This is a genomic window from Larkinella sp., assembly GCF_965227735.1.
In the GTDB taxonomy this organism is placed as follows: domain Bacteria; phylum Bacteroidota; class Bacteroidia; order Cytophagales; family Spirosomataceae; genus Larkinella.
The window spans coordinates 3,926,469-3,946,586 of record NZ_OZ245776.1 but is presented as its reverse complement, the minus strand read 5'-3'; the positions used below and the strand labels follow the sequence as shown (position 1 = coordinate 3,946,586).

Sequence of the window (20,118 nt, the reverse complement as noted above, 5' to 3'; positions counted from 1 at the left end):
TGAGTGAATGAGTAAATAGCTTCGCGAGAAGCAGGTATTGGCGGAGCTATTCACTCATTCACTCATTCACTCATTCACTCATTAAATAGCCGCATGGGCTAGATCGAATTTTTTAACTTCTGAACTCAAACTCAACAGGTAATCGATGTCGTCGTAGCCGTTCATCAAACACTGTTTTTTATAGGCATTGATGGCAAATGATTCTTTCAAACCGTTTGCCAGCACAATCTCCTGGTTCACCAGGTCGACGGTAATCTGGGTTTGCGAATCGGCATCGACGGCTTTGAAGATTTCTGCCAGAAATTCGTCCGAAACCTGGGCGGGCAGCACGAAATTATTCAGGGAATTATTTCTGAAAATATCGGCGAAAAAGCTGGAGATAACCACCTTAAAACCGTAATCGTGTAACGCCCAGGCCGCGTGCTCGCGGCTGGAACCCATGCCGAAGTTTTTGCCCGCAACGAGGATTTTAGCGCCGGCGTAGATTGGGTTGTTCAGCACGAAATCGGCTTTGGGCGTATTGTCGGCCGTATACCGCCAGTCGCGGAACAGGTTATCACCGAACCCTTCGCGCGTGGTGGCTTTCAGGAACCGCGCCGGGATGATCTGATCCGTATCGATGTTCTCAATCGGCAGCGGAGCCGCCGTTGAGACGAGTTTATGCATGGTTTCTTTGCTCATTCCTTTCGTATCATTCGGATTCTGATCGATTCCTCTGTGACTGTAATAAAGTTCTTATTATTTATCACGTCCCTATTCGCTTCAAATAGTCGTGACAGCACTTCTATCTTGTTACCCGATGTTTCATTACTCAATCTCAAAAATAGTATGCCTTGATGCGGTAGCCCATTTTTGAATATCAATTCACCAAAATCCCGGTCATTGGTTATCAGTATTCGCTCCTCTTCGAATGCTTTCTGTAAAATTTGTACGTCCTTCATGCCTCTGCCCTGGTTAAAAACAGAAAAAACGTCAAACCCTTTTTTTACTAACCATTCGGCAACACGAGGCCCGGTACATTCGTCGACGATAAATTTCATTAAGCCGATTTTGCTAATGGCATAAAGATATTATCGTCTAGTACCCGGTTTGCGAATAATAAACAGGCCTGAATATCCTCCCGGTTGATGTAATCATATTCCTGCAGAATCGAATCGAAGCTTTCACCATGTCCGAGCAAATTAAGAATAAACTGGACCGATAACCGTGTCCCCCGAATGACGGGTTTTCCAACCAGAACCTCCGGGTTTGTCTCAATACGTTGCAACAATTGTTCGTCCTGCATAGCTCTATCGAATCTATGGTGTTACACCAGTTCTCTCACATCCGTCACTTTTCCGGTCACGGCTGCGGCAGCCGCCATGATCGGGCTGGCGAGGAACGTCCGTGCGCCTTGCCCCTGACGACCTTCAAAGTTACGATTGGAGGTCGAAATGCAGTATTTTCCCGCCGGAACCTTGTCCTCGTTCATCCCCAGGCAGGCCGAACAACCCGGTTCGCGCAGTTCAAAACCGGCGTCGATAAAAACCTGATCCAATCCTTCGGCTTTGGCCTGATTCGATACCTGAACGGAGCCCGGCACAATCCAGACTTCAACACCTTCGGCTTTGGTCTTGCCTTTTACGAATTCAGCCACCGTCCGCAGGTCTTCGATCCGGGCGTTGGTACACGAACCGATGAAGACGTAATCGACTGGTTTTCCAATCAATTCCATACCCGGTTCCAGGCCCATGTACGCCAGTGACTTCGTATAGGATGCCAGCTCGCTTTGTGGTATTTCGCTCAGATTCGGAACATGACTGTCCACGGCAATACCCATTCCGGGGTTCGTTCCGTAGGTAATCATTGGCCCGATATCCTCGGCTCTGTAGTTCAGTTCAACGTCAAACTCGGCACCTTCGTCGGTTTTCAGCTCCCGCCAGAGTTCAACGGCCTGGTCGAAGGCTTCGCCCTGGGGCGCAAACCGCCGGCCGCGAATGTATTCGAACGTCGTTTCGTCAGGGGCAATCAGTCCACCGCGCGCGCCCATTTCGATGCTCATGTTACAGATCGTCATCCGGGCTTCCATCGACAACCCGCGAATCGTATCGCCCGCGTATTCAACGAAATAACCGGTGGCACCGCTGGCCGAAATTTGCGCGATGACGTACAGAATGATGTCTTTCGACGTTACGCCTTTGCCCAATTGTCCGTTGATGTTGATCCGCATCCGCTTCGGCTTGTACTGCAGAATGCACTGCGTGGCCAGAACCTGCTCCACCTCGCTGGTTCCGATCCCGAACGCGATATTGCCCAACGCACCGTGCGTGCTGGTGTGGCTGTCGCCACAGACGATGGTCATACCCGGCAGGGTCAAGCCCAATTCGGGACCAATAATATGAACGATGCCCTGGTATGGATGCCCCAGATCGTATAGTTCTATGCCAAAATCGGCACAATTTTTCCGCAACGTTTCTACCTGATGGCGCGAAAGCGCTTCCTTGATGGGCAGATGCTGGTCTTTCGTCGGCACATTGTGGTCTGCCGTGGCCGTCGTCCGCGCAATGTTGAAAACCCCGATGCCGCGCTTCCGCAACCCATCGAAAGCCTGCGGACTGGTGACTTCGTGAATAAAATGGCGATCGATAAAAACCGCATCCGGTCCGTCGTTCATCGCCTTGACGACGTGGGCATCCCAGATTTTATCAAACAGTGTTGTGGGCTGATTCATAAGGTACTTTCTTCTTGCTCGATAATAAAATCTATCCAGGCTTTGTTATCTGGAATTTCGTTTTGGATAGCATCCCAGATAATTTCATAGTCAATCCACCAGTATTGATGTATAAGTCGATCTCGCAGCTTAGCAAAACCTGACCAATCGAATTCACGGTATGTATACCGTATTTCATCAGGAATATTCTTACAGGCTTCTCCGACAATTTCAAGACTTCGGACGAAAGCTCGGGTCAAATCATCGTTGCTAATAAATTCGTCATACACCAGGTTTTCAGACCGATTCAGAATATAAGTCAATTCCTGCTGAATATGTCGTAGAAATTCAACCGTTGAACGGGACATATTCGATCTCTTTTTCTACTTCATTCCTGACAAAATTGGCCATTCCTTCCCAAGTCAGTAAATCAACTTTTCGATTTAGTAACAATTCCAGATAATCAGCCAGTCTCATAAAGTTTCGAAACGTTTTCTTACCTTCCTGAAACTCAACAACAAAATCGATATCACTATCGTCTTTCTGCTGGTTACGAACAAATGATCCAAATAAGCCCAACCGAGCGGCTCCAAACTGTTTCAGGGCCGATTGATGGGACTCAATTCGTTCGATCGCTTGCTCTTTCGTCTGAACGGTAGTTTTCATCTTGAATCGATTTCAAATCAAAAACTCAAACAAATCCGGTTTGTCGTTCAAATACTCAAACTGGATTTTGGCATCCTGCATGCGTTTTCGCAAGGGTTCAAAATCTGCTTTGTTTTTCAACTCAATACCGACTAAAGCCGGACCGCGCTCGCGATTGGTTTTCTTGGAATATTCAAAAAGCGTAATGTCGTCAGTTGCGCCGAGAACACCATCCAAAAATTCGCGCATGGCACCAGCCCGCTGTGGAAACCGGATGATGAAGTAATGCTTCAGACCTTCATACAGCAACGACCGCTCCTTGATTTCTTCGGTACGCGTAATGTCATTATTACCACCACTGACCAGGCAAACGACGTTTTTACCCTTAATTTCATCTTTCAGAAAATCCAGCGCGGCAATCGTCAAGGCACCGGCGGGTTCGGCCACAATGGCATCTTCGTTGTAAAGTTGCAAAATCGTGGTGCAAACCTTGCCTTCCGGTATCAGAATAACCTGATCGAGGTTTTGACGGCATATTTCAAAAGTCGTGTTGCCAGGACGTTTGACGGCGGCTCCATCCACAAATTTATCTATTTCGTCCAGGGCGATGATATGCCCGGCGTCAATCGATACTTTCATGGAGGGTGCCCCCAGCGGCTCGACGCCAATCAGTTTGGTTCTCGGACTCAATTGTCGAAAAACCGTCGATACGCCGGACGCCAGTCCGCCCCCGCCAATGGCCATCAGCAGGTAGTCGATTTTGAAATTGGAATCTTTGAAAATCTCCAGACCAACGGTTCCCTGCCCTTCCATGACCTGCAGATCGTCGAATGGATGCACGAAAATGCTCTCGTGCGTATCGACGTATTCCATCGCGGCATGGTAGGCATCGTCGTAGGTGTCACCAATCAAAACCACTTCCACAAACTCTTTTCCGAACAGCTTGACCTGTTTTACTTTCTGATTGGGCGTGGTGGTGGGCATGAAAATAATCCCCTTGACGGCCATCTTTCGACAGGCATACGCCAGCCCCTGCGCGTGGTTACCGGCACTGGCGCAAACCACGCCTTTTGCCAGCGATTCGGCGGGCAGGCTGGCCATTTTATTATACGCTCCCCGAATCTTATAAGACCGTACGACCTGCAAATCTTCCCGTTTCAGGAAAATGGTGGCACCGTATTTATCAGACAGATTCAGATTTTCCTGCAAAGGCGTGTGCGCGATGACACCCCGCAATCGCTCAGCAGCCAGATAGATGTTGTCTACGTCCGGAAAGGTGATTGTTTTCTCCGCTTCTACCACGTTACAATAAGTTAAGACCGGTTTCCCGGTAATTTAAGCGTTTGGGTCGGGTCGCCCCTTTGCGGTTTGAAACCCGGTATTAAAGGTACGCACAAAGGGAGAATACGTCTCCTGCATGCCAACCACAAAAAAGCAGCCCGGCCCCAAAATCCTTAAATTTAGTTTCTCTCCGGACGCAGACTGCGAACGGCCGTACCAGCGCGCCACATTTCCGACTCGCGCAATTCTTTCAGTTCTTCTTCCAGTTTTTCGCGGTAATCAGACTGCGAGTTGCGGGTGATCGAGATGTTCGCCTGCTCACCGGCTTTCACAGAATTGTACAGTTGTTCGAAAACCGGCTTGGTAGCATCCCGGAACGGTTTCCACCAGTCGAGCGCACCGCGTTGGGCCGTGGTCGAGCAGTTGGCATACATCCAGTCCATGCCGTTTTCGGCAACGAGCGGCATCAGCGACTGCGTCAGTTCTTCCACCGTTTCGTTGAATGCTTCGGAAGGCGAGTGACCATTGGCGCGCAATACGTCGTACTGAGCGGCAAAAATCCCCTGAATGGCACCCATCAGTGTCCCGCGTTCGCCGGTCAGGTCAGACGTTACTTCTTTATAGAAATTCGTTTCGAACAGATACCCGGAACCCACGCCGATTCCCATCGCGATGGCCCGTTGGCGGGCTTTGCCGCTGGCATCCTGGTAAATGGCGAAGCTGGAGTTCAAGCCTTTGCCTTCAACGAACATCCGGCGCAGCGACGTTCCGGAGCCTTTCGGTGCCACCAGGAATACATCGACATCATCGGGCGGAACAATACCGGTCTGGTCTTTGTAAGTGACGCCGAAACCGTGCGAGAAATACAGGGCTTTGCCGGCAGTCAGGTATTTTTTAACAGTCGGCCAAAGCTCGATCTGAGCGGCATCCGATAGCAAAAAGCAGATAATAGTCCCTTTTTCGAGGGCTTCTTCGATTTCAAACAAGGTTTCGCCCGGCACCCAGCCATCACGAACGGCTTTGTCGTAGGTCTTACCTTTCCGTTGGCCAACGATTACATTGAAACCATTGTCGCGCATGTTCAGCGACTGACCCGGACCCTGAACACCGTAACCGATGACGGCGATGACTTCGTCTTTGAGGAATTCTCTGGCTTTTTCAAGAGGAAATTCTTCGCGGGTTACGACTTCTTCTTCAACTCCGCCGAAGTTAATTTTTGCCATTGCTTGACTGGTTTATTTTAAATTAAAATTGATTACTGCTTTATGGAAAACTAATTGAATACATCAGCGAAATCACGGCACTGCTCAGCAACACCACCCGCAACTGACTGCTTGTCAAATACCGGTGCAGAATGGCCAGCGCGAAAAAGAACGCCATGAAGCCAAACGACAGCGACCGCGTTCCGTCGGCCACCAAAACCGCTACGACCATCGTCAGCAGCCAGGCTCCTCCGAGCAACACCAGTTCCAGCCACTGTCGCCGAACGGCCAACGCCCAGAACGCCACCAGCAAAATGAGCCACATGCCTTCCAGACCCCGCGCCATCTTATCGCCCACGTAACTCATGCTCCAGGCCAGCGTGCGGGCCGACCAGGACGCATCATGGCCGATTTTCATGCCGTAGGTCAGTTCCAGCCATTTTCGAATACTACCGTAAATGACTACACTCACCACCAGCGCCACCAGTGGCGCCGGAATTTGCCGAATGTCAAACTTCCGGGTTTGAACCACGGTTTTCAATACCGGCAAAGCATACCACAACCCGATGTACGACGAGTTGATCAACGCCCGTTCGTCGCACCAGAACGCTAGCTGCGTGAACAAAATAACCAGCAGCGGATTCCGGAAATACACGGCCAGGACCATGAAACAGAACACATACCCGTCGCCGTGGCCAAAGTAATTGATAAAAAACGCGATCCCGGCATAAATCGCCGTAAAGCCCGTCAGGAAATAAAACGTCAGGACCTTATCCTGTAAAATTTTATAAACGATTCCGGTTACCGCCCACAGAAAAACCAACCCCAGCACAACCTGCAACAGATACAGCTTGGCAACACCGAGCCGGAAAAAATGCACCAGCAGCGGAATCGTCAGCCGAAAGGTCTGATTCGCTTCGTGTGTTCCCGGTTCATACGTATTGGGCTCGAACAGATGTCCGCTTTGTCGGATGATGTCGTCCCAGAAAAATCCGTCTAACAGCCCCGGACGCCGTATTTCTTCGTATAAATACCGAAACCCGCGGTCGATAAAGATGCTGTTCAGCAGTAACAGACTACCCATCGAAATCAAAAGAGCCAGGCTTACCAGTCGTAGTTTCCAAAACCGGTTGTCAAAAAAAACAGAAAGCCGTTGCTCAAGCTGATCAATGGGTGCCGCTAAAGAGGGTGGTTGCTGCTGCATGAACGTGCATTAATTCGGCCGCAAATATCGCATTTCTACAAATAATATTCCCACTCATACTCAGGCAAATACTCGACCAGCCCCTTCTCGGTTTTACCAACCGCCACCCGGCCCGACCGCACGAACTCCAGAATACCGTGGGGCTTGATGTAACTAAAAAATTCAAAAATCTGCTTTTCCGACCCGGTTTTCTCAATCACGACGTAATCCAGTTGCCAATACACCACCCAGGCATTGAAATTCTTGTTGATGTATTCAATGTCCAGCGGTTTGGACCCCAGTGGCGTGGCAATCTTGAAAAGAGCGATTTCGTTCGACACGATTTCGTCGTTCAGGTATCCGAAAACCGCCATGACTTCGATGATTTTCCGAATCTGGCGCACTAATTTTTCAACCGCTTCCCGCGAATCGTGCTTGATAACGATCGTAAAACGCGAAACGCCCATCCGTTCCGTTTCTGAAACCGTCAGGCTTTCAATATTAATCCGCCGACGGGTAAAAATGATGGTAATCCGGTTGAGGAGACCAATCGTGTTTTCGGTGAATATGCAAATGGTGTATGTATTCATATTTCGTTTAAACTTTAAACCTCAAACGATACTTCATTCCAACCGAATATCCGCAACACTCGTCCCGGCGGGAACCATCGGGAATACGTTTTCTTCCTGTTCAACAATGATTTCCAGCAAATACGGGGTTTCGGAGGCCAGCAGCGTATCGAGCGATGCTGACAGATCTTCCCGTTTGGCACACGTATGCCCCACGATGCCGAAGCCTTTCGCAATCGTGATGAAATCCGGATTTTGCAATTCCACGAAGGAATACCGGCGTTCGAAAAACAATTGCTGCCACTGACGAACCATGCCTAAATAATTGTTATTCAGGATGATAATTTTCACCGGGAGTTTATTCTGCGCAATCGTACCCAGTTCCTGAAGCGTCATCTGGAAACAACCGTCGCCGATAATGGCAATGACCTCGCGGCTCGGATCGCCCACTTTAGCACCAAAAGCCGCCGGAAGCGCAAACCCCATCGTTCCCAAACCACCGGAAGTTACCAGACTGTGCGGTTTCTTGAATTCGTAGTAAGCCGACGTCATCATCTGGTGCTGGCCCACATCGGCCACCATGACAGCTTCGCCGTTCGTCTTTTTCGAAAGCAGGTTAATGGCTTCCGCCATCTTTATTTTTTCGGTCGTCGGAGCCAGTGCGGGCTGCGTAACCTTCTCTTCTTCAATGTCGTCATACTTCCGAAACTCATTGCGCCAGGCCGTATGGTCGTTTTCGTTCACCAGCGGCATCAGGCGGTTCAGCACCTCCTTCACATCGCCAATCACCGGCGCATCGGCCTTGATCACTTTGTCGATTTCGGCCGGATCGATCTCAATATGAACCACTTTGGCCTGACGGGCAAACAGTTCGGCGTTGCCCGTTACGCGATCATCGAACCGCATGCCGATGCCGATCAGCAGATCGCACTGGTTGGTCATCACGTTGGACCCGTAGTTACCGTGCATGCCCAGCCAGCCGGTATACAAAGGATGGTCGTCCGAAAGTGCCGACTGACCCAGCAAGGTGGTAGCCACCGGAATGCCGGTTTTTTCAACAAAAGCGAGCAATTCTTTCTCGGCTTTGGAAATCAGCACCCCGTGCCCAACGAGCATATACGGTTTTTTGGCCTTATTGATCAGTTCGGCGGCTTTTTCTACCTGGTCCTGTTTCGGGATCAACCGTGGGCGGTAGCTGCTCACTTTCTCACACTTCTGGTAGTGAAAAGCCCTGGTCATCAGTTCCACCTGTGCATTCTTCGTAATATCGATTACCACCGGACCCGGACGACCCGACTGCGCGAGGTAAAAGGCTTTGGCAATAATCTCCGGAATCTCATCGGCGCTGGTGATCTGGTAATTCCACTTCGTAATCGGCATGGTAACGCCAATGACATCGGTTTCCTGAAACGCGTCGGTTCCCAACAGTTTCATCGCCACCTGACCCACCAGACAAACCATCGGTGTCGAATCGATCAGCGCATCGGCAATGCCGGTTACCAGATTCGTCGCGCCCGGTCCTGAGGTTACCAGACAAACGCCTGCCCGGCCCGTCACCCGGGCGTAGCCTTCGGCGGCATGGGCGGCCCCCTGTTCGTGGCGCACCAGAATATGGTTCAACCGGTCCTGATAATCGTACAGCGCATCATACACCGGCATAATGGCCCCACCGGGATAGCCAAAGATGGTTTCCACACCCTCTTCCACCAACGCCTGCATGAGTGCTTCGGCACCCGTCAGGGGTTTTAGCAATTTAGCAGACGGAACAGCCGGTTGCGGTTTTTCTGCCGTTAATTCAATGACCGTCGTATTCATCGTATTGTCTGTTTATATTCAGTCGGTTAGCACGACTATTTGTTGATTTCTATTCGTTGTTATTCATCCGTCACACACCCTTCACTCGCCGAACTGACCAACTTGACATATTTCCGCAGCACGCCGTGCGAAGCGGCTGCTTCCATCGGCGGAACGGTCCAGTTGGCCCGACGCTCGGCCAGTTCTTCGTCCGAAACGTGCATGTGAATCACATTATTGACGGCGTCGATCGTGATTTTGTCGCCATCGTGAACAAGTGCAATGTTGCCGCCATCCTGCGCTTCGGGCGTGATGTGGCCCACCACAAAACCGTGGGTTCCGCCCGAAAACCGTCCGTCGGTAATCAAAGCCACTTTATCGCCCAGGCCCAGCCCCATAATGGCCGAGGTTGGTTTCAACATTTCGGGCATTCCGGGACCACCTTTCGGACCTTCATAGCGAATGACCACCACGTGACCTTCTTCAATTTCCCGTTTCTGGATAAACTCCAGCAACTGCTCTTCCCGGTCGCACACTTTGGCGATGCCTTCAAACCGTTCGCCTTCTTTGCCGGTAATTTTGGCAACGGCCCCCTGCGTAGCCAGGTTTCCGTACAGAATCTGGATGTGGCCGGTTTTCTTGATCGGATTCGACAGCGGCCGAATAATTTGCTGGGTCTCGAAGTTCAGATCCGGGGCGTCTACCAGGTTTTCGGCGATGGTTTTTCCCGTCACCGTCATGCAGTCACCGTGGAGGAACCCAGCGTTATACAGATACTTCATCACCGCCGGAACCCCGCCAATCGCCAGCACATCTTCCATGTAGTATTTACCACTCGGTTTCAGGTCGCCCAGATACGGCGTCCGGTCACTGATGTCCTGAATATCTTTCAACGTCAGCGAAACCCCGACGGATTTGGCAATCGCGATATAATGCAAAACCGCATTGGTCGAACCACCGAGGGCCATCACTACCGTCATCGCGTTTTCAAACGCCTTTTTGGTCATGATTTCGCGGGGCGTGATGTTCTTTTCCAGCAGATTCATCATGGCCGCTCCGAGTCGGCGGCATTCTTCCTGCTTGCCTTCGTGCGTGGCCGGATAGGATGAACTGTTGGGCAGACTCAAACCCAGGGCTTCCATCGACGATGCCATCGTGTTGGCCGTATACATGCCCCCGCAGGCTCCCGCGCCGGGAATCGAATTCTGGATAACGCCTTTATAATCTTCGTCGCTGATGTTGTTGGCGACTTTTTTTCCGTAGGCTTCAAAAGCCGACACAATGTCCAGCTTTTGGCCTTTGTAACTTCCCGAACGGATTGTCCCGCCGTAGACCAGAATGGCGGGGCGGTTGATTCGACCAACGGCCATCAGCGCACCGGGCATATTTTTGTCGCACCCCACCACGGCAATCACGCCGTCATACCATTGCGCATGAACCACCGTTTCAATTGAATCAGCGATCAGGTCGCGGGAAGGCAACGAATAAGACATGCCATCGTTGCCGTTGGTCATGCCATCTGAAACACCAATCGTATTGAATACCAACCCGACTAAACCGCTTTCGTTGACGCCTTTTTTTACATAAGCCGCCAGACCGTTCAAATGAATATTGCACGGATTGCCGTCGTAACCCGCACTGGCAATGCCGATCTGGGGTTTTTTCATGTCATCTTCCGTCAGACCAATGCCGTAAAGCATGGCCTGCGCAGCCGGGTTACTGACTTCTTGCGTCAGGGTGGCACTATACCGGTTCAACTGGGTTTTGTCGGGGGTTGTCGTAGTCATAATTTCAATTAGCGAAAATTCGCTGAAAGCGTAATTTGATTCAAAGGAAAAAAATTGAAATGAAATACGCAAGACTTTTTAACGGATTTTTTAGCATTTTTTTTCACTATGCGTAGATACTATAGAATTGATTGTACTTTTGATAGACATAAAATAGAACTATACAATGATTACCGAAAATGCATCCCACTACGATCACCTGGAGCAAATGTCCGTGCAGGAACTGCTGACCAACATCAACGCGGAAGACAAAACCGTTCCTTTGGCCGTTGAAAAAGCCATTCCGCAAATTGAAGCCCTCGTAACGGAGATCGTCAAACGGATGAAAGAAGGCGGGCGGTTGTTCTATATTGGTGCCGGAACGAGCGGTCGGCTGGGTATTGTCGATGCGTCGGAGTGCCCACCCACCTACGGAGTTTCGCCCGATCTGGTCGTCGGTTTGATTGCCGGTGGCGACCGCGCCATTCGCAGTGCCGTCGAAAACGCCGAGGATGATTCCGAACAGGCCTGGAAAGATCTGGCACCTTATCACATCGACTCGCTCGACACCCTCATCGGCATTGCCGCATCGGGTCGGACGCCTTACGTGATCGGCGGTTTGCAGCAAGCCCGCGAAGCCGGTATTCTGACGGGTTGCGTCGTTTGTAATCCCGGATCAGCCGTCGCCCAGGCCGCCGAATTCCCGGTCGAAGTGGTGGTTGGGCCGGAATTTGTGACGGGCAGCACGCGCATGAAATCGGGAACGGCACAGAAGCTGGTCCTCAACATGATTTCGACCTCGGTGATGATTCAGTTGGGTCGGGTAAAAGGCAATAAAATGGTCGACATGCAACTGACCAATCACAAACTGAAAATCCGGGCCGCCAACATGGTGATGAGTGAAACCGGCGTGACGCGGGAACGCGCCGAGGAATTGCTGGCGAACTACGGCAGTGTTCGGAATGCGATCTTGAATTCATCTCTATGAACGCCATCATTCAAACTGCGCTTCACGAACCGGCGCAATACGTTGACGTTGAAACGCCCGTTGCCGGACCGGGTGAAGTGATCGTCCAGATCAAAGCTGCGGCCATCAATCACCGGGATGTGTTTATTCAACACGGTTTATACCCCAAAATGCAATTGCCGGTTATTCTGGGTTCCGACGGGGCCGGGATCGTCATCGAAACCGGTGAGGGTGTCGATCCGGCCTGGCAATCGCAGGAGGTCATCATCAATCCCGCCCTGAACTGGGGACCGAATCCTCATTTTTATGGCCCGGATTTCAAAATTCTGGGCATGCCCGACAACGGAACTTACGCCGAGTTTCTGAAAATTAAAGCCCACTCCCTGCACCGAAAACCGGCTCATCTCACCTTCGAACAGGCAGCCGCCCTCCCCCTGGCGGGTCTGACCGCCTGGCGTGCTTTGATGACCCGCGCTGCCCTGCAACCCAGTCACCTGGAGCGGGTTCTCATTACCGGCATCGGCGGAGGAGTCGCCCTGACGGCTTTGCAATTCGCCGTGGCCGTTGGTGCGGAAGTCTGGGTAACGTCCGGTTCGGAAGAAAAGCTGCAACGGGCGCTGGATTTGGGCGCCATCGGCGGAGTAATCTACCGCGATGCGGATTGGGCGAAAATGCTGATGGCCAAAACCGGGGGCGGCAAAGGCGGTTATTTCGACGTTATCATCGACAGTGCCGCCGGGCCGGGGTTCGCCAAACTGGTGGATGTGGCCGCGCCGGGCGGACGGATTGTGTTTTACGGCGGCACGACCGGCAATATCACGGATGTGGCCCCCTCCAAAGTCTTCTTCAAACAACTGAACATCTACGGTACAACCATGGGCACCGACGCCGAATTTGCCGACATGATCCGGTTTGTGGAAGACCATCAGTTGGTTCCCGTACTGGATGAGGTGTTTCTACTGGCCGACGCCGAAAAAGCGCTCCGGAAAATGGAAGCGGGCCAGCAATTCGGGAAGCTGGTTTTGCAGGTTTCCTGAGCAAAGCGTTAGCGCCGGGTCGATTCCCGGACGATTAGCCGGGCCGGTAAAATCACATCCTGAGCTTCGAAATTCTTCCGGGTCATGTGTCTCAGTAGCAATTCACAACTGAGTTTGCCGATCTCGAAAGCGGGTTCGGCCACAGTCGTCAGCGTTGGCGAGATGATTTGTGACATGGGGTCGTTGGTGAATCCGATAACGCCCACCGCTTTCCCAATCTGAACGTTGCGCTCTTTCAACGCCAGCATGGCACCAATTGCTTTTCGGTCGTTGACGGCGAACATGGCATCCGGTTTTTCGGCCAACTCCCACAACCGGGCTACATCCTCAAAACCGCATTCCTGCGAGAAACCGGAGTGAATAATCCAGTCGGACCGAATTGGTAATCCGTTGTTGATCAGCGCATCTTCATAACCTTTTCGGCGTTTTTGGGTAAACGTCAGTCCCTCGGGGCCGGCAAGGTGCGCAATCCGCCGATAGCCCTGATCGATCAGGTGCTGTGTGGCGTTGTAGGCCCCGTGGTAATCGTCCTGCATGACTTTGGAAGTCAAAACCGCATCGGCAACCCGGTCAAAAAACACCACCGGGATTCCGTTTCGGATCAATTCTTCAAAATGCGCATACGAATCGGCCTGAGACGATACCGACACCAGCAAACCGTCCAGACTGCTCAGGGAAAGATCCTGCACAATCGCCTGCTCGCGTTCCGCCGAATCGTTGGTAATAAACACAATCAGGTTGTAGCCGTTGGCGTTGGCCACCTGTTCGATCCCGGTAAAAACCGTCGAAAAATAATAATTGGTGATGGCGGGCATCAACACGCCAATGTGGTGCGACTGGCTTTGCACCAGCCCAATCGCGTTGAAGTTGGGCTTATAATTCAGTTCCATCGCCTTCGCCAGGACCTTTTCCCGCGTCTTCGGATTGACATCGTATGCATCCCGCAAAGCACGCGAAACCGTCGATACCGAAATGGCTAATTCCCGGGCAATGTCCTTGATGGTAATGTAATGGCGTCGCATCAGTGGTTTTCGGTAACGTTCTCGCTACTTTATCCGGCAAATTAATTGATTCAGCCAACGATTTCTACTTACTTCGATTCCTGACTGATTCCGCTAGACCCTGATACCCATGAACAAGAAACGCCGGGATTTTTTAAAACTGACCGGATTAGCCAGTGCCGGACTCACCACGGCCCCGTTTAGTTACAGTTTGCCGACCGTCTCTCAGGCACCGCGCCCGCCCAAACAGACTTTTAACATGTGTGGCTACAGCGCCCCAAAAATCGATACGGTTCGGATCGGTTACATCGGAGTTGGCAACCGGGGCGCCGGGGCATTGCAGCGCATCGTTCACCTGGACAATGTAGTGGTTCAGGCGGTGTGTGACATTCGGCCGGAGCGCGTCGAGCAGGCCCGGAAGTCGCTGGAAAAAACCGCCCACCGTCCCACTTATTACAGCGGGAAAGCGGATAGTTGGAAAGCCCTTTGCGACCGGAAAGACATTGACCTGATTTACATCTGTACCCCCTGGAATCTGCACACGCCGATGGCGTTGTATGCCATGGAGCAGGGCAAACACGTGGCCTGTGAAATTCCCATTGCCACGACGGTCGACGATTGCTGGAAACTGGTGGAAACATCTGAACGCACCAAACGGCACTGCATGATGCTGGAAAACTGCTGCTACGATTTCTTCGAACTCCTGACGCTGAACATGGCGCGGCAGGGTTTTTTCGGGGAACTGGTTCACGCAGAAGGTGCGTATATTCACGATATTTTCGACTCGTTCTTCGATAAAAGCAAACGTTACGACCTCTGGCGGCTGAAAGAAAACCAGCGCAACGGCAATCTGTATCCGACCCACGGTTTAGGCCCGATTGCGCAGGTGCTCGACATCAACCGGGGTGATCAGATGGATTATCTGGTGGCAATGTCCAGCCAGGATTTTATGATCAGCAAAAAGATCAGCGAACTGGCGGCACAGGATGCTGATTTCAAGCAATTTCAGGGCAAATCTTTTCGGGGGAATATGAACACGACCACCATTCGGACCAAAAAAGGCCGGACGATCATGTTGCAGCACGACGTCAGTTCACCCCGGCCCTATTCCCGGCTTCACCTCGTCAGCGGCACGAAGGCCACTGCCCAGAAGTATCCGCTGCCGGGCCGGATTTCGACAGGCCACGAATGGTTGTCGGAAACCGCCTATCAGGAACTGGAAAAGAAATACCAGCCGGAAATCGTCAAACGTGTGGGCGAACTGGCCAAACAGGTCGGTGGCCACGGCGGCATGGATTTTCTGATGGACTGGCGACTCATCGACTGTCTGCGCAACGGCTTGCCGCTCGATCAGGATGTCTACGATGCTGCGCTCTGGAGCAGCATTGGCCCACTCAGCGAATGGTCGGTCGCCCACCGATCCAACTCCATCGACGTGCCGGATTTCACCGGTGGTTCCTGGAAAACCAATAAACCGGTCGACATCAGCCTGACCACGGGCGGCACCACCGGCATCAAAGGGCTATAAACCGCAAATGATTACGCTATTTGAATCAATTTCTCTTAAACCGGACCCCAAAAACCGTATTCCATCATATTCATGAACATTCAGATTTCAAAAACCAGCGAAGAGCTTGGCACCCTTGCGGGAAAAAAGACCGCTGATATCATCCGACAAGCCATTGCCGACCGGGGACAGGCGAACATCATCCTGGGAACCGGCACCAGCCAGTTTGCAACGCTCGCCCAATTGATTCGGGAAGACATTGACTGGAGCTGTGTGGTGATGTTCCACCTGGATGAATACATCGGTCTGTCGATTTCCCACCCGGCCAGTTTTCGCAAATACTTGCAGGAACGGTTTCTGGCCAAGGTTTCGCCCTTGAAAGCCAGTTACCTGATCAACGGCGAAATCGATCCTCAGGAAGAAATCCGGCATCTGGGAGACTTGATCCGGTTGCATCCCATCGACGTTGCCCTGGTCGGTATTGGCGAAAACGGACATCTGGCATTCAACGACCCCCCGGCCGATTTTGAGACGGAAGAACCGTATCTGATCGTTGATCTGGACACGGCCTGCCGACGTCAGCAGTTCAACGAAGGCTGGTTTCCGGCACTGGAAGACGTTCCTGCTCAGGCCATTAGCATGTCGGTTCGGCAAATCATGAAATCGCGGCATATCATCTGCTCGGTTCCGGATGCACGAAAAGCCCAGGCGACCAAAGACACGCTGGAACAGCCCATCAGTCCGCTTTTTCCGGCCAGCATCCTGCGATCTCACCCGGCTTGCTCGCTCTATCTGGACGAATCTTCGGCCCACTTGCTGGCGGTGGAAACCGGTCAGAATGAAGCGTAAATAAGCGGAACACCGTATTTTTGCAAGACCTTCTTTTGAAAAAAACGCCATTTGTATACTCAAACATAAGTCTCTGACAATCAGGCAGTCGTACTCAAAGCAAGACCCCTTTTCTACAAAAAAGCTAAAACAGAGCGACTTATCCACATTCCCGTGTGGATAAGTCTTGATTTCATCCCATTTGTCCACATCGTTTTTCATCACCAGCTTCCTGATTACCTTTGTGAATAATCTGAGAATAAGGTGATAAGAGCGAATACTGCGGTGCTGGAATTGCTGGAAAAACGGCGGGAAGCCGGGCTGCTCCGGCATTTGAAAAAGCCCGAAAACTTACTTGATTTTTGTTCCAACGATTACCTCGGACTGGCGCGGTCGGTAGCCTTGCGAGACACCATTGCCCAGGCCGTTGCGAGCCATCCGACCTGGCTGAACGGGGCCACCGGTTCGCGCTTACTGGCCGGGAACTCGGCCCTCGCCGAAGAGTTGGAAACCGAAATTGCCGCCTTTCACGATGCCGAAGCCGCGCTGATTTTCAATTCCGGTTACGACGCCAACATTGGTCTGCTGGCCTGCTTACCCCAACGGGGCGACACCCTGCTGACCGATGAGCTAATTCACGCCAGCATGATCGACGGAGCCCGGCTGAGTGTTGCCAATCGCTTTAAATTTCGTCATAACGACCTTGAAGATCTCGAAAACCGCCTGAAACGAGCCACCGGCGCGGTTTACGTGGCCATTGAATCCGTATACTCCATGGACGGGGATCTGGCTCCTCTCGCTGAAATCGCTGGCTTGTGCGAACGCTACGAAGCCGCTTTGATGGTAGATGAAGCCCACGCAACGGGGGTTTTTGGGGTCAGCGGGACAGGGTTGGTGCAGGCACTGGGTTTGCAAAACCGGGTCTTTGCCCGGATTCATACTTTTGGTAAAGCACTGGGCGTTCATGGAGCGGCCGTGGTCGGATCGGCGGCATTGCGCGATTTTCTGATTAATTTTGCCCGCTCGTTTGTGTATTCGACGGCGTTGCCTCCGCACAGTTTGCTGGCGATTCAGAGCGTTTACCGGTTTTTGCCGCAAAACCAGCCGCTGATTGACCGCTTGCAGGTCTTGCGAACCTATTTTCAGCAGCAAATTCAGGAACGACTGCCCCACACGGAGTGGACTTCGGCCGAAAGTCCCATTTTAGGCTTGATCGTGCCGGGCAATGACGCGTGCCGGGCAGTGGCCGCACAGCTCCAGCAAGCCGGTTTCGACGTCCGGCCCATCGTGAGTCCGACGGTTCCGGCGGGGCGCGAACGATTGCGGATTTGCCTCCATGCGTTTAATTCGGAATCCGAAATCGATTCGTTGGTGCAGACGTTAAAACATAGTGGCGAATAGGAACACGGATTGAACGGATAGGGTTGATTGGCGCAGATTTTTATCCGTTTTTCATCGGTCTCATCCGTTCAATCCGTGTTCCTATCCCAAACCCTGGTAACATGCATAACCCGTTAAAACTGATCGTGGCCGGTATTGGCACTGAAATCGGCAAAACCGTGGTATCGGCCATTGTCGTGGAAGCCCTGCAGGCTGATTACTGGAAACCGGTACAATCCGGCGCGCTGGAAGATTCGGACCGCGAAACCGTCCGGCGGCTGATTTTGAACCCTTTTAGCCAGTTTCATCCGGAAACCTACCGGCTGCGGGAACCGTTGTCGCCCCACGCGGCAGCGGCTATCGACGGAATTGACATTTCGCTGGCAGCTTTTGAGCTACCCCAGACCTCCAAACATTTGGTGGTTGAACTGGCGGGCGGTTTGATGGTGCCGCTGAATGACCAGGATTTGATGATCGACCTGGTGAAACAATTGAATCTACCGGTCTTGCTGGTTTCCAAACATTATCTGGGCAGCATCAATCACACCCTCCTGTCGGTGGAAGCGTTGCAAAACCGCTCTATTCCCATTTTAGGCATCGTTTTTAACGGCCCCGAAACCCCGGCATCCGAAGATTTTATTTTGAACTACACGGGCTTGACAAGTTTTGGGCGGATTGAGTGGGAAACGGAAGTTACAAATGGGTTTGTCAGTCGGAATGCGGATAAAATAAGAACGTTATTTGAAAAATACGATGCCGGTTTATGATGAAGATAAAATAAATCTGTCTGGTCTTGAAGACCTGACAGGTTTGAATTTGGGGGAATTAGCCGAACGCGACCAAGCCGTTATCTGGCATCCGTTTACGCAGATGCAAACCGCTCCGCTGCCGATTCCGATTGTTCGCGGCAAAGGCACGCTGTTGTTTGCGGAAGACGGAACGACGTACATCGATGCGGTTTCGTCCTGGTGGGTCAACACGCACGGACACAGCCATCCCTACATTGCGGAGAAAGTAGCGAACCAGCTTCACACCCTCGAACACGTCATTTTTGCCGGTTTTACGCATCAACCAGCCGTTGAACTGGCCGAGCGGCTCTTGCCCATTTTACCGGACCATCAAAAGAAAGTTTTCTATTCTGACAATGGCTCGACGGCGGTGGAAGTGGCGCTCAAAATGGCGTTTCAATACTGGCACAACGTCGGAAAACCGCGTCGAAAGGTCATTGCGCTGGAGGACGCCTACCACGGCGATACGTTCGGAGCGATGGCCGTCAGCGGACGAAGTGCTTTCACAGCTCCCTACGTTCCGTTTTTATTTGATGTTGAATACATTCCGACGCCCCTTCCGGGACAGGAACAGGCGGCTTTGGATCGAATGCAAGCGTTGTTGAGCGACGATGTGGCGGCTTTTATCTTTGAACCGCTGATTCAGGGCGCGGGTGGTATGGTGATGTATCAACCCGAAATTCTGAGTCAACTCATCGGAATGGCCCGCAGCCACGGCGCGCTCATTATTGCCGATGAAGTGATGACCGGTTTTGGCCGGACGGGGAAATTATTTGCTTCGCATCACCTCAGCCACCAACCCGACCTCATGAGTTTATCGAAGGGGCTGACCGGCGGAACGATGGCACTGGGCGTAACGACCTGTACGAACGAAATTTACGACGCCTTCAAATCCGAAGATAAATACAAAACGCTTTTTCACGGCCACTCCTTTACGGCCAATCCGCTGGCCTGCACGGCGGCCCTCGCCAGTCTTGATCTCCTGCTTTCGGACGAAACCCAGGCATCCATTCAGCGAATCAGTAGGCGACATGCGGTTTTTGCGGAGCGACTTGGCCAAAAACAGGGCGTCAAAAACGTCCGCCAGCGGGGAACAATTTTGGCGTTCGATCTGGATGCCGATGGGCAAACCAGCTCGTATTTCAGCAACATCCGCGACGTTGCGTATCAATTTCTGCTCAAACAGGGCATTTTGATGCGGCCACTGGGGAATGTGCTGTATATGCTGCCACCCTATTGCATCACCGATGACGAGTTGACGGCGGTTTATTCGGCCATTGATAACCTGCTTCAGTATATAACCCAAAATGAACCGTCCCTACGGGACTCATCTCCCAATTAGTGAACACGTTTCCTACAAAATGGTCCTTCCCTACGGGAAGGATGGTCAAATCGGGGTTCTACACGAAAATCAAACAATCCCGGAATCATGATTCATTTTGTAGAAACCGCATCCACAAAACGCCAAAAATCCCGGAGGG

At 51.9% G+C, this 20,118-nt stretch carries 20 protein-coding genes; 7 read left to right on the top strand and 13 right to left on the bottom strand.

Features of this window, described 5'->3' with window-relative positions; translation table 11 throughout:
• Nucleotides 1–81: 81 nt before the first annotated feature.
• From leuD to ilvD, 12 genes are all read right to left on the bottom strand, one after another.
• Nucleotides 82–681, bottom strand: a complete 600-nt coding sequence (gene leuD / locus ACO064_RS15385) for a 3-isopropylmalate dehydratase small subunit (protein WP_421828151.1) — start codon at nucleotides 679–681, stop codon at nucleotides 82–84.
• The gene (locus ACO064_RS15380) at nucleotides 678–1,040 is read right to left on the bottom strand and encodes a DUF5615 family PIN-like protein (RefSeq protein ID WP_421828150.1); all 363 of its coding nucleotides are present in this window, start codon (nucleotides 1,038–1,040) and stop codon (nucleotides 678–680) included. The genes leuD and ACO064_RS15380 overlap by 4 nt, the downstream gene beginning before the upstream one ends.
• Nucleotides 1,040–1,285, bottom strand: coding sequence for a DUF433 domain-containing protein (locus ACO064_RS15375; protein WP_421828149.1), 246 nt, complete (start codon nucleotides 1,283–1,285; stop codon nucleotides 1,040–1,042). The genes ACO064_RS15380 and ACO064_RS15375 overlap by 1 nt, the downstream gene beginning before the upstream one ends.
• A gap of 21 nt (nucleotides 1,286–1,306) precedes the next feature.
• A complete protein-coding gene (gene leuC, locus ACO064_RS15370; RefSeq protein ID WP_421828148.1) occupies nucleotides 1,307–2,710 on the bottom strand; it encodes a 3-isopropylmalate dehydratase large subunit in 1,404 nt (467 codons plus the stop codon).
• Complete coding sequence (locus ACO064_RS15365; RefSeq protein ID WP_421828147.1) at nucleotides 2,707–3,057, bottom strand: DUF86 domain-containing protein; 351 nt, start codon at nucleotides 3,055–3,057, stop codon at nucleotides 2,707–2,709. The genes leuC and ACO064_RS15365 overlap by 4 nt, the downstream gene beginning before the upstream one ends.
• The gene (locus tag ACO064_RS15360) at nucleotides 3,038–3,355 is read right to left on the bottom strand and encodes a nucleotidyltransferase family protein (protein WP_421828146.1); all 318 of its coding nucleotides are present in this window, start codon (nucleotides 3,353–3,355) and stop codon (nucleotides 3,038–3,040) included. The genes ACO064_RS15365 and ACO064_RS15360 overlap by 20 nt, the downstream gene beginning before the upstream one ends.
• Before the next feature lie 12 nt (nucleotides 3,356–3,367).
• Nucleotides 3,368–4,636, bottom strand: a complete 1,269-nt coding sequence (gene ilvA, locus ACO064_RS15355; protein WP_421828145.1) for a threonine ammonia-lyase IlvA — start codon at nucleotides 4,634–4,636, stop codon at nucleotides 3,368–3,370.
• A gap of 158 nt (nucleotides 4,637–4,794) precedes the next feature.
• Nucleotides 4,795–5,838, bottom strand: a complete 1,044-nt coding sequence (ilvC, locus tag ACO064_RS15350; protein WP_138994824.1) for a ketol-acid reductoisomerase — start codon at nucleotides 5,836–5,838, stop codon at nucleotides 4,795–4,797.
• Between the two features lie 40 nt (nucleotides 5,839–5,878).
• Entirely contained in the window at nucleotides 5,879–7,021 is a 1,143-nt protein-coding gene (locus ACO064_RS15345) for a hypothetical protein (protein ID WP_421828144.1), read from the bottom strand.
• A 35-nt stretch (nucleotides 7,022–7,056) separates the two neighbouring features.
• Nucleotides 7,057–7,590 carry an acetolactate synthase small subunit gene (ilvN, locus tag ACO064_RS15340; protein WP_114407724.1) on the bottom strand — a complete coding sequence of 178 codons (534 nt, stop codon included), beginning with the start codon at nucleotides 7,588–7,590 and terminating at the stop codon, nucleotides 7,057–7,059.
• 33 nt (nucleotides 7,591–7,623) lie between these two features.
• Nucleotides 7,624–9,384: a biosynthetic-type acetolactate synthase large subunit gene (gene ilvB, locus ACO064_RS15335; protein WP_421828143.1), complete on the bottom strand. Its 1,761-nt coding sequence runs from the start codon at nucleotides 9,382–9,384 to the stop codon at nucleotides 7,624–7,626.
• Between the two features lie 59 nt (nucleotides 9,385–9,443).
• Nucleotides 9,444–11,150, bottom strand: coding sequence for a dihydroxy-acid dehydratase (gene ilvD / locus ACO064_RS15330; RefSeq protein ID WP_421828142.1), 1,707 nt, complete (start codon nucleotides 11,148–11,150; stop codon nucleotides 9,444–9,446).
• A gap of 166 nt (nucleotides 11,151–11,316) precedes the next feature.
• On the opposite strand from ilvD, the gene murQ reads away from it, so the two are divergent.
• Nucleotides 11,317–12,117: an N-acetylmuramic acid 6-phosphate etherase gene (gene murQ / locus ACO064_RS15325; RefSeq protein WP_421828141.1), complete on the top strand. Its 801-nt coding sequence runs from the start codon at nucleotides 11,317–11,319 to the stop codon at nucleotides 12,115–12,117.
• Nucleotides 12,114–13,133, top strand: a complete 1,020-nt coding sequence (locus ACO064_RS15320; RefSeq protein ID WP_421828140.1) for a zinc-binding dehydrogenase — start codon at nucleotides 12,114–12,116, stop codon at nucleotides 13,131–13,133. Before murQ ends, ACO064_RS15320 begins: the two co-directional genes overlap by 4 nt.
• Before the next feature lie 8 nt (nucleotides 13,134–13,141).
• Here the strand turns inward: ACO064_RS15320 and ACO064_RS15315 are convergent, their stop codons facing one another.
• The gene (locus tag ACO064_RS15315) at nucleotides 13,142–14,155 is read right to left on the bottom strand and encodes a LacI family DNA-binding transcriptional regulator (protein ID WP_421828139.1); all 1,014 of its coding nucleotides are present in this window, start codon (nucleotides 14,153–14,155) and stop codon (nucleotides 13,142–13,144) included.
• A 109-nt stretch (nucleotides 14,156–14,264) separates the two neighbouring features.
• On the opposite strand from ACO064_RS15315, the gene ACO064_RS15310 reads away from it, so the two are divergent.
• From ACO064_RS15310 to bioA, 5 genes are all read left to right on the top strand, one after another.
• A complete protein-coding gene (locus tag ACO064_RS15310; RefSeq protein WP_421828137.1) occupies nucleotides 14,265–15,662 on the top strand; it encodes a Gfo/Idh/MocA family protein in 1,398 nt (465 codons plus the stop codon).
• A gap of 72 nt (nucleotides 15,663–15,734) precedes the next feature.
• Entirely contained in the window at nucleotides 15,735–16,490 is a 756-nt protein-coding gene (locus tag ACO064_RS15305) for a glucosamine-6-phosphate deaminase (protein WP_421828136.1), read from the top strand.
• Between the two features lie 243 nt (nucleotides 16,491–16,733).
• Entirely contained in the window at nucleotides 16,734–17,870 is a 1,137-nt protein-coding gene (locus ACO064_RS15300) for an aminotransferase class I/II-fold pyridoxal phosphate-dependent enzyme (protein ID WP_421828135.1), read from the top strand.
• Nucleotides 17,871–17,971: 101 nt separating this feature from the next.
• The gene (gene bioD / locus ACO064_RS15295) at nucleotides 17,972–18,616 is read left to right on the top strand and encodes a dethiobiotin synthase (protein ID WP_421828134.1); all 645 of its coding nucleotides are present in this window, start codon (nucleotides 17,972–17,974) and stop codon (nucleotides 18,614–18,616) included.
• Nucleotides 18,617–18,665: 49 nt separating this feature from the next.
• Entirely contained in the window at nucleotides 18,666–19,979 is a 1,314-nt protein-coding gene (gene bioA, locus ACO064_RS15290; RefSeq protein ID WP_421831028.1) for an adenosylmethionine--8-amino-7-oxononanoate transaminase, read from the top strand.
• Nucleotides 19,980–20,118: the final 139 nt, after the last annotated feature.

Coding starts and splice junctions, on each gene's coding strand:
- leuD (WP_421828151.1), bottom strand. CDS start 681: ATGAGCAAAGAAACCATGCATAAACTCGTCTCAACGGCGGCTCCGCTG.
- ACO064_RS15380 (WP_421828150.1), bottom strand. CDS start 1,040: ATGAAATTTATCGTCGACGAATGTACCGGGCCTCGTGTTGCCGAATGG.
- ACO064_RS15375 (WP_421828149.1), bottom strand. CDS start 1,285: ATGCAGGACGAACAATTGTTGCAACGTATTGAGACAAACCCGGAGGTT.
- leuC (WP_421828148.1), bottom strand. CDS start 2,710: ATGAATCAGCCCACAACACTGTTTGATAAAATCTGGGATGCCCACGTC.
- ACO064_RS15365 (WP_421828147.1), bottom strand. CDS start 3,057: ATGTCCCGTTCAACGGTTGAATTTCTACGACATATTCAGCAGGAATTG.
- ACO064_RS15360 (WP_421828146.1), bottom strand. CDS start 3,355: ATGAAAACTACCGTTCAGACGAAAGAGCAAGCGATCGAACGAATTGAG.
- ilvC (WP_138994824.1), bottom strand. CDS start 5,838: ATGGCAAAAATTAACTTCGGCGGAGTTGAAGAAGAAGTCGTAACCCGC.
- ACO064_RS15345 (WP_421828144.1), bottom strand. CDS start 7,021: ATGCAGCAGCAACCACCCTCTTTAGCGGCACCCATTGATCAGCTTGAG.
- ilvN (WP_114407724.1), bottom strand. CDS start 7,590: ATGAATACATACACCATTTGCATATTCACCGAAAACACGATTGGTCTC.
- ilvB (WP_421828143.1), bottom strand. CDS start 9,384: ATGAATACGACGGTCATTGAATTAACGGCAGAAAAACCGCAACCGGCT.
- ilvD (WP_421828142.1), bottom strand. CDS start 11,150: ATGACTACGACAACCCCCGACAAAACCCAGTTGAACCGGTATAGTGCC.
- murQ (WP_421828141.1), top strand. CDS start 11,317: ATGATTACCGAAAATGCATCCCACTACGATCACCTGGAGCAAATGTCC.
- ACO064_RS15320 (WP_421828140.1), top strand. CDS start 12,114: ATGAACGCCATCATTCAAACTGCGCTTCACGAACCGGCGCAATACGTT.
- ACO064_RS15315 (WP_421828139.1), bottom strand. CDS start 14,155: ATGCGACGCCATTACATTACCATCAAGGACATTGCCCGGGAATTAGCC.
- ACO064_RS15310 (WP_421828137.1), top strand. CDS start 14,265: ATGAACAAGAAACGCCGGGATTTTTTAAAACTGACCGGATTAGCCAGT.
- ACO064_RS15305 (WP_421828136.1), top strand. CDS start 15,735: ATGAACATTCAGATTTCAAAAACCAGCGAAGAGCTTGGCACCCTTGCG.
- bioD (WP_421828134.1), top strand. CDS start 17,972: ATGCATAACCCGTTAAAACTGATCGTGGCCGGTATTGGCACTGAAATC.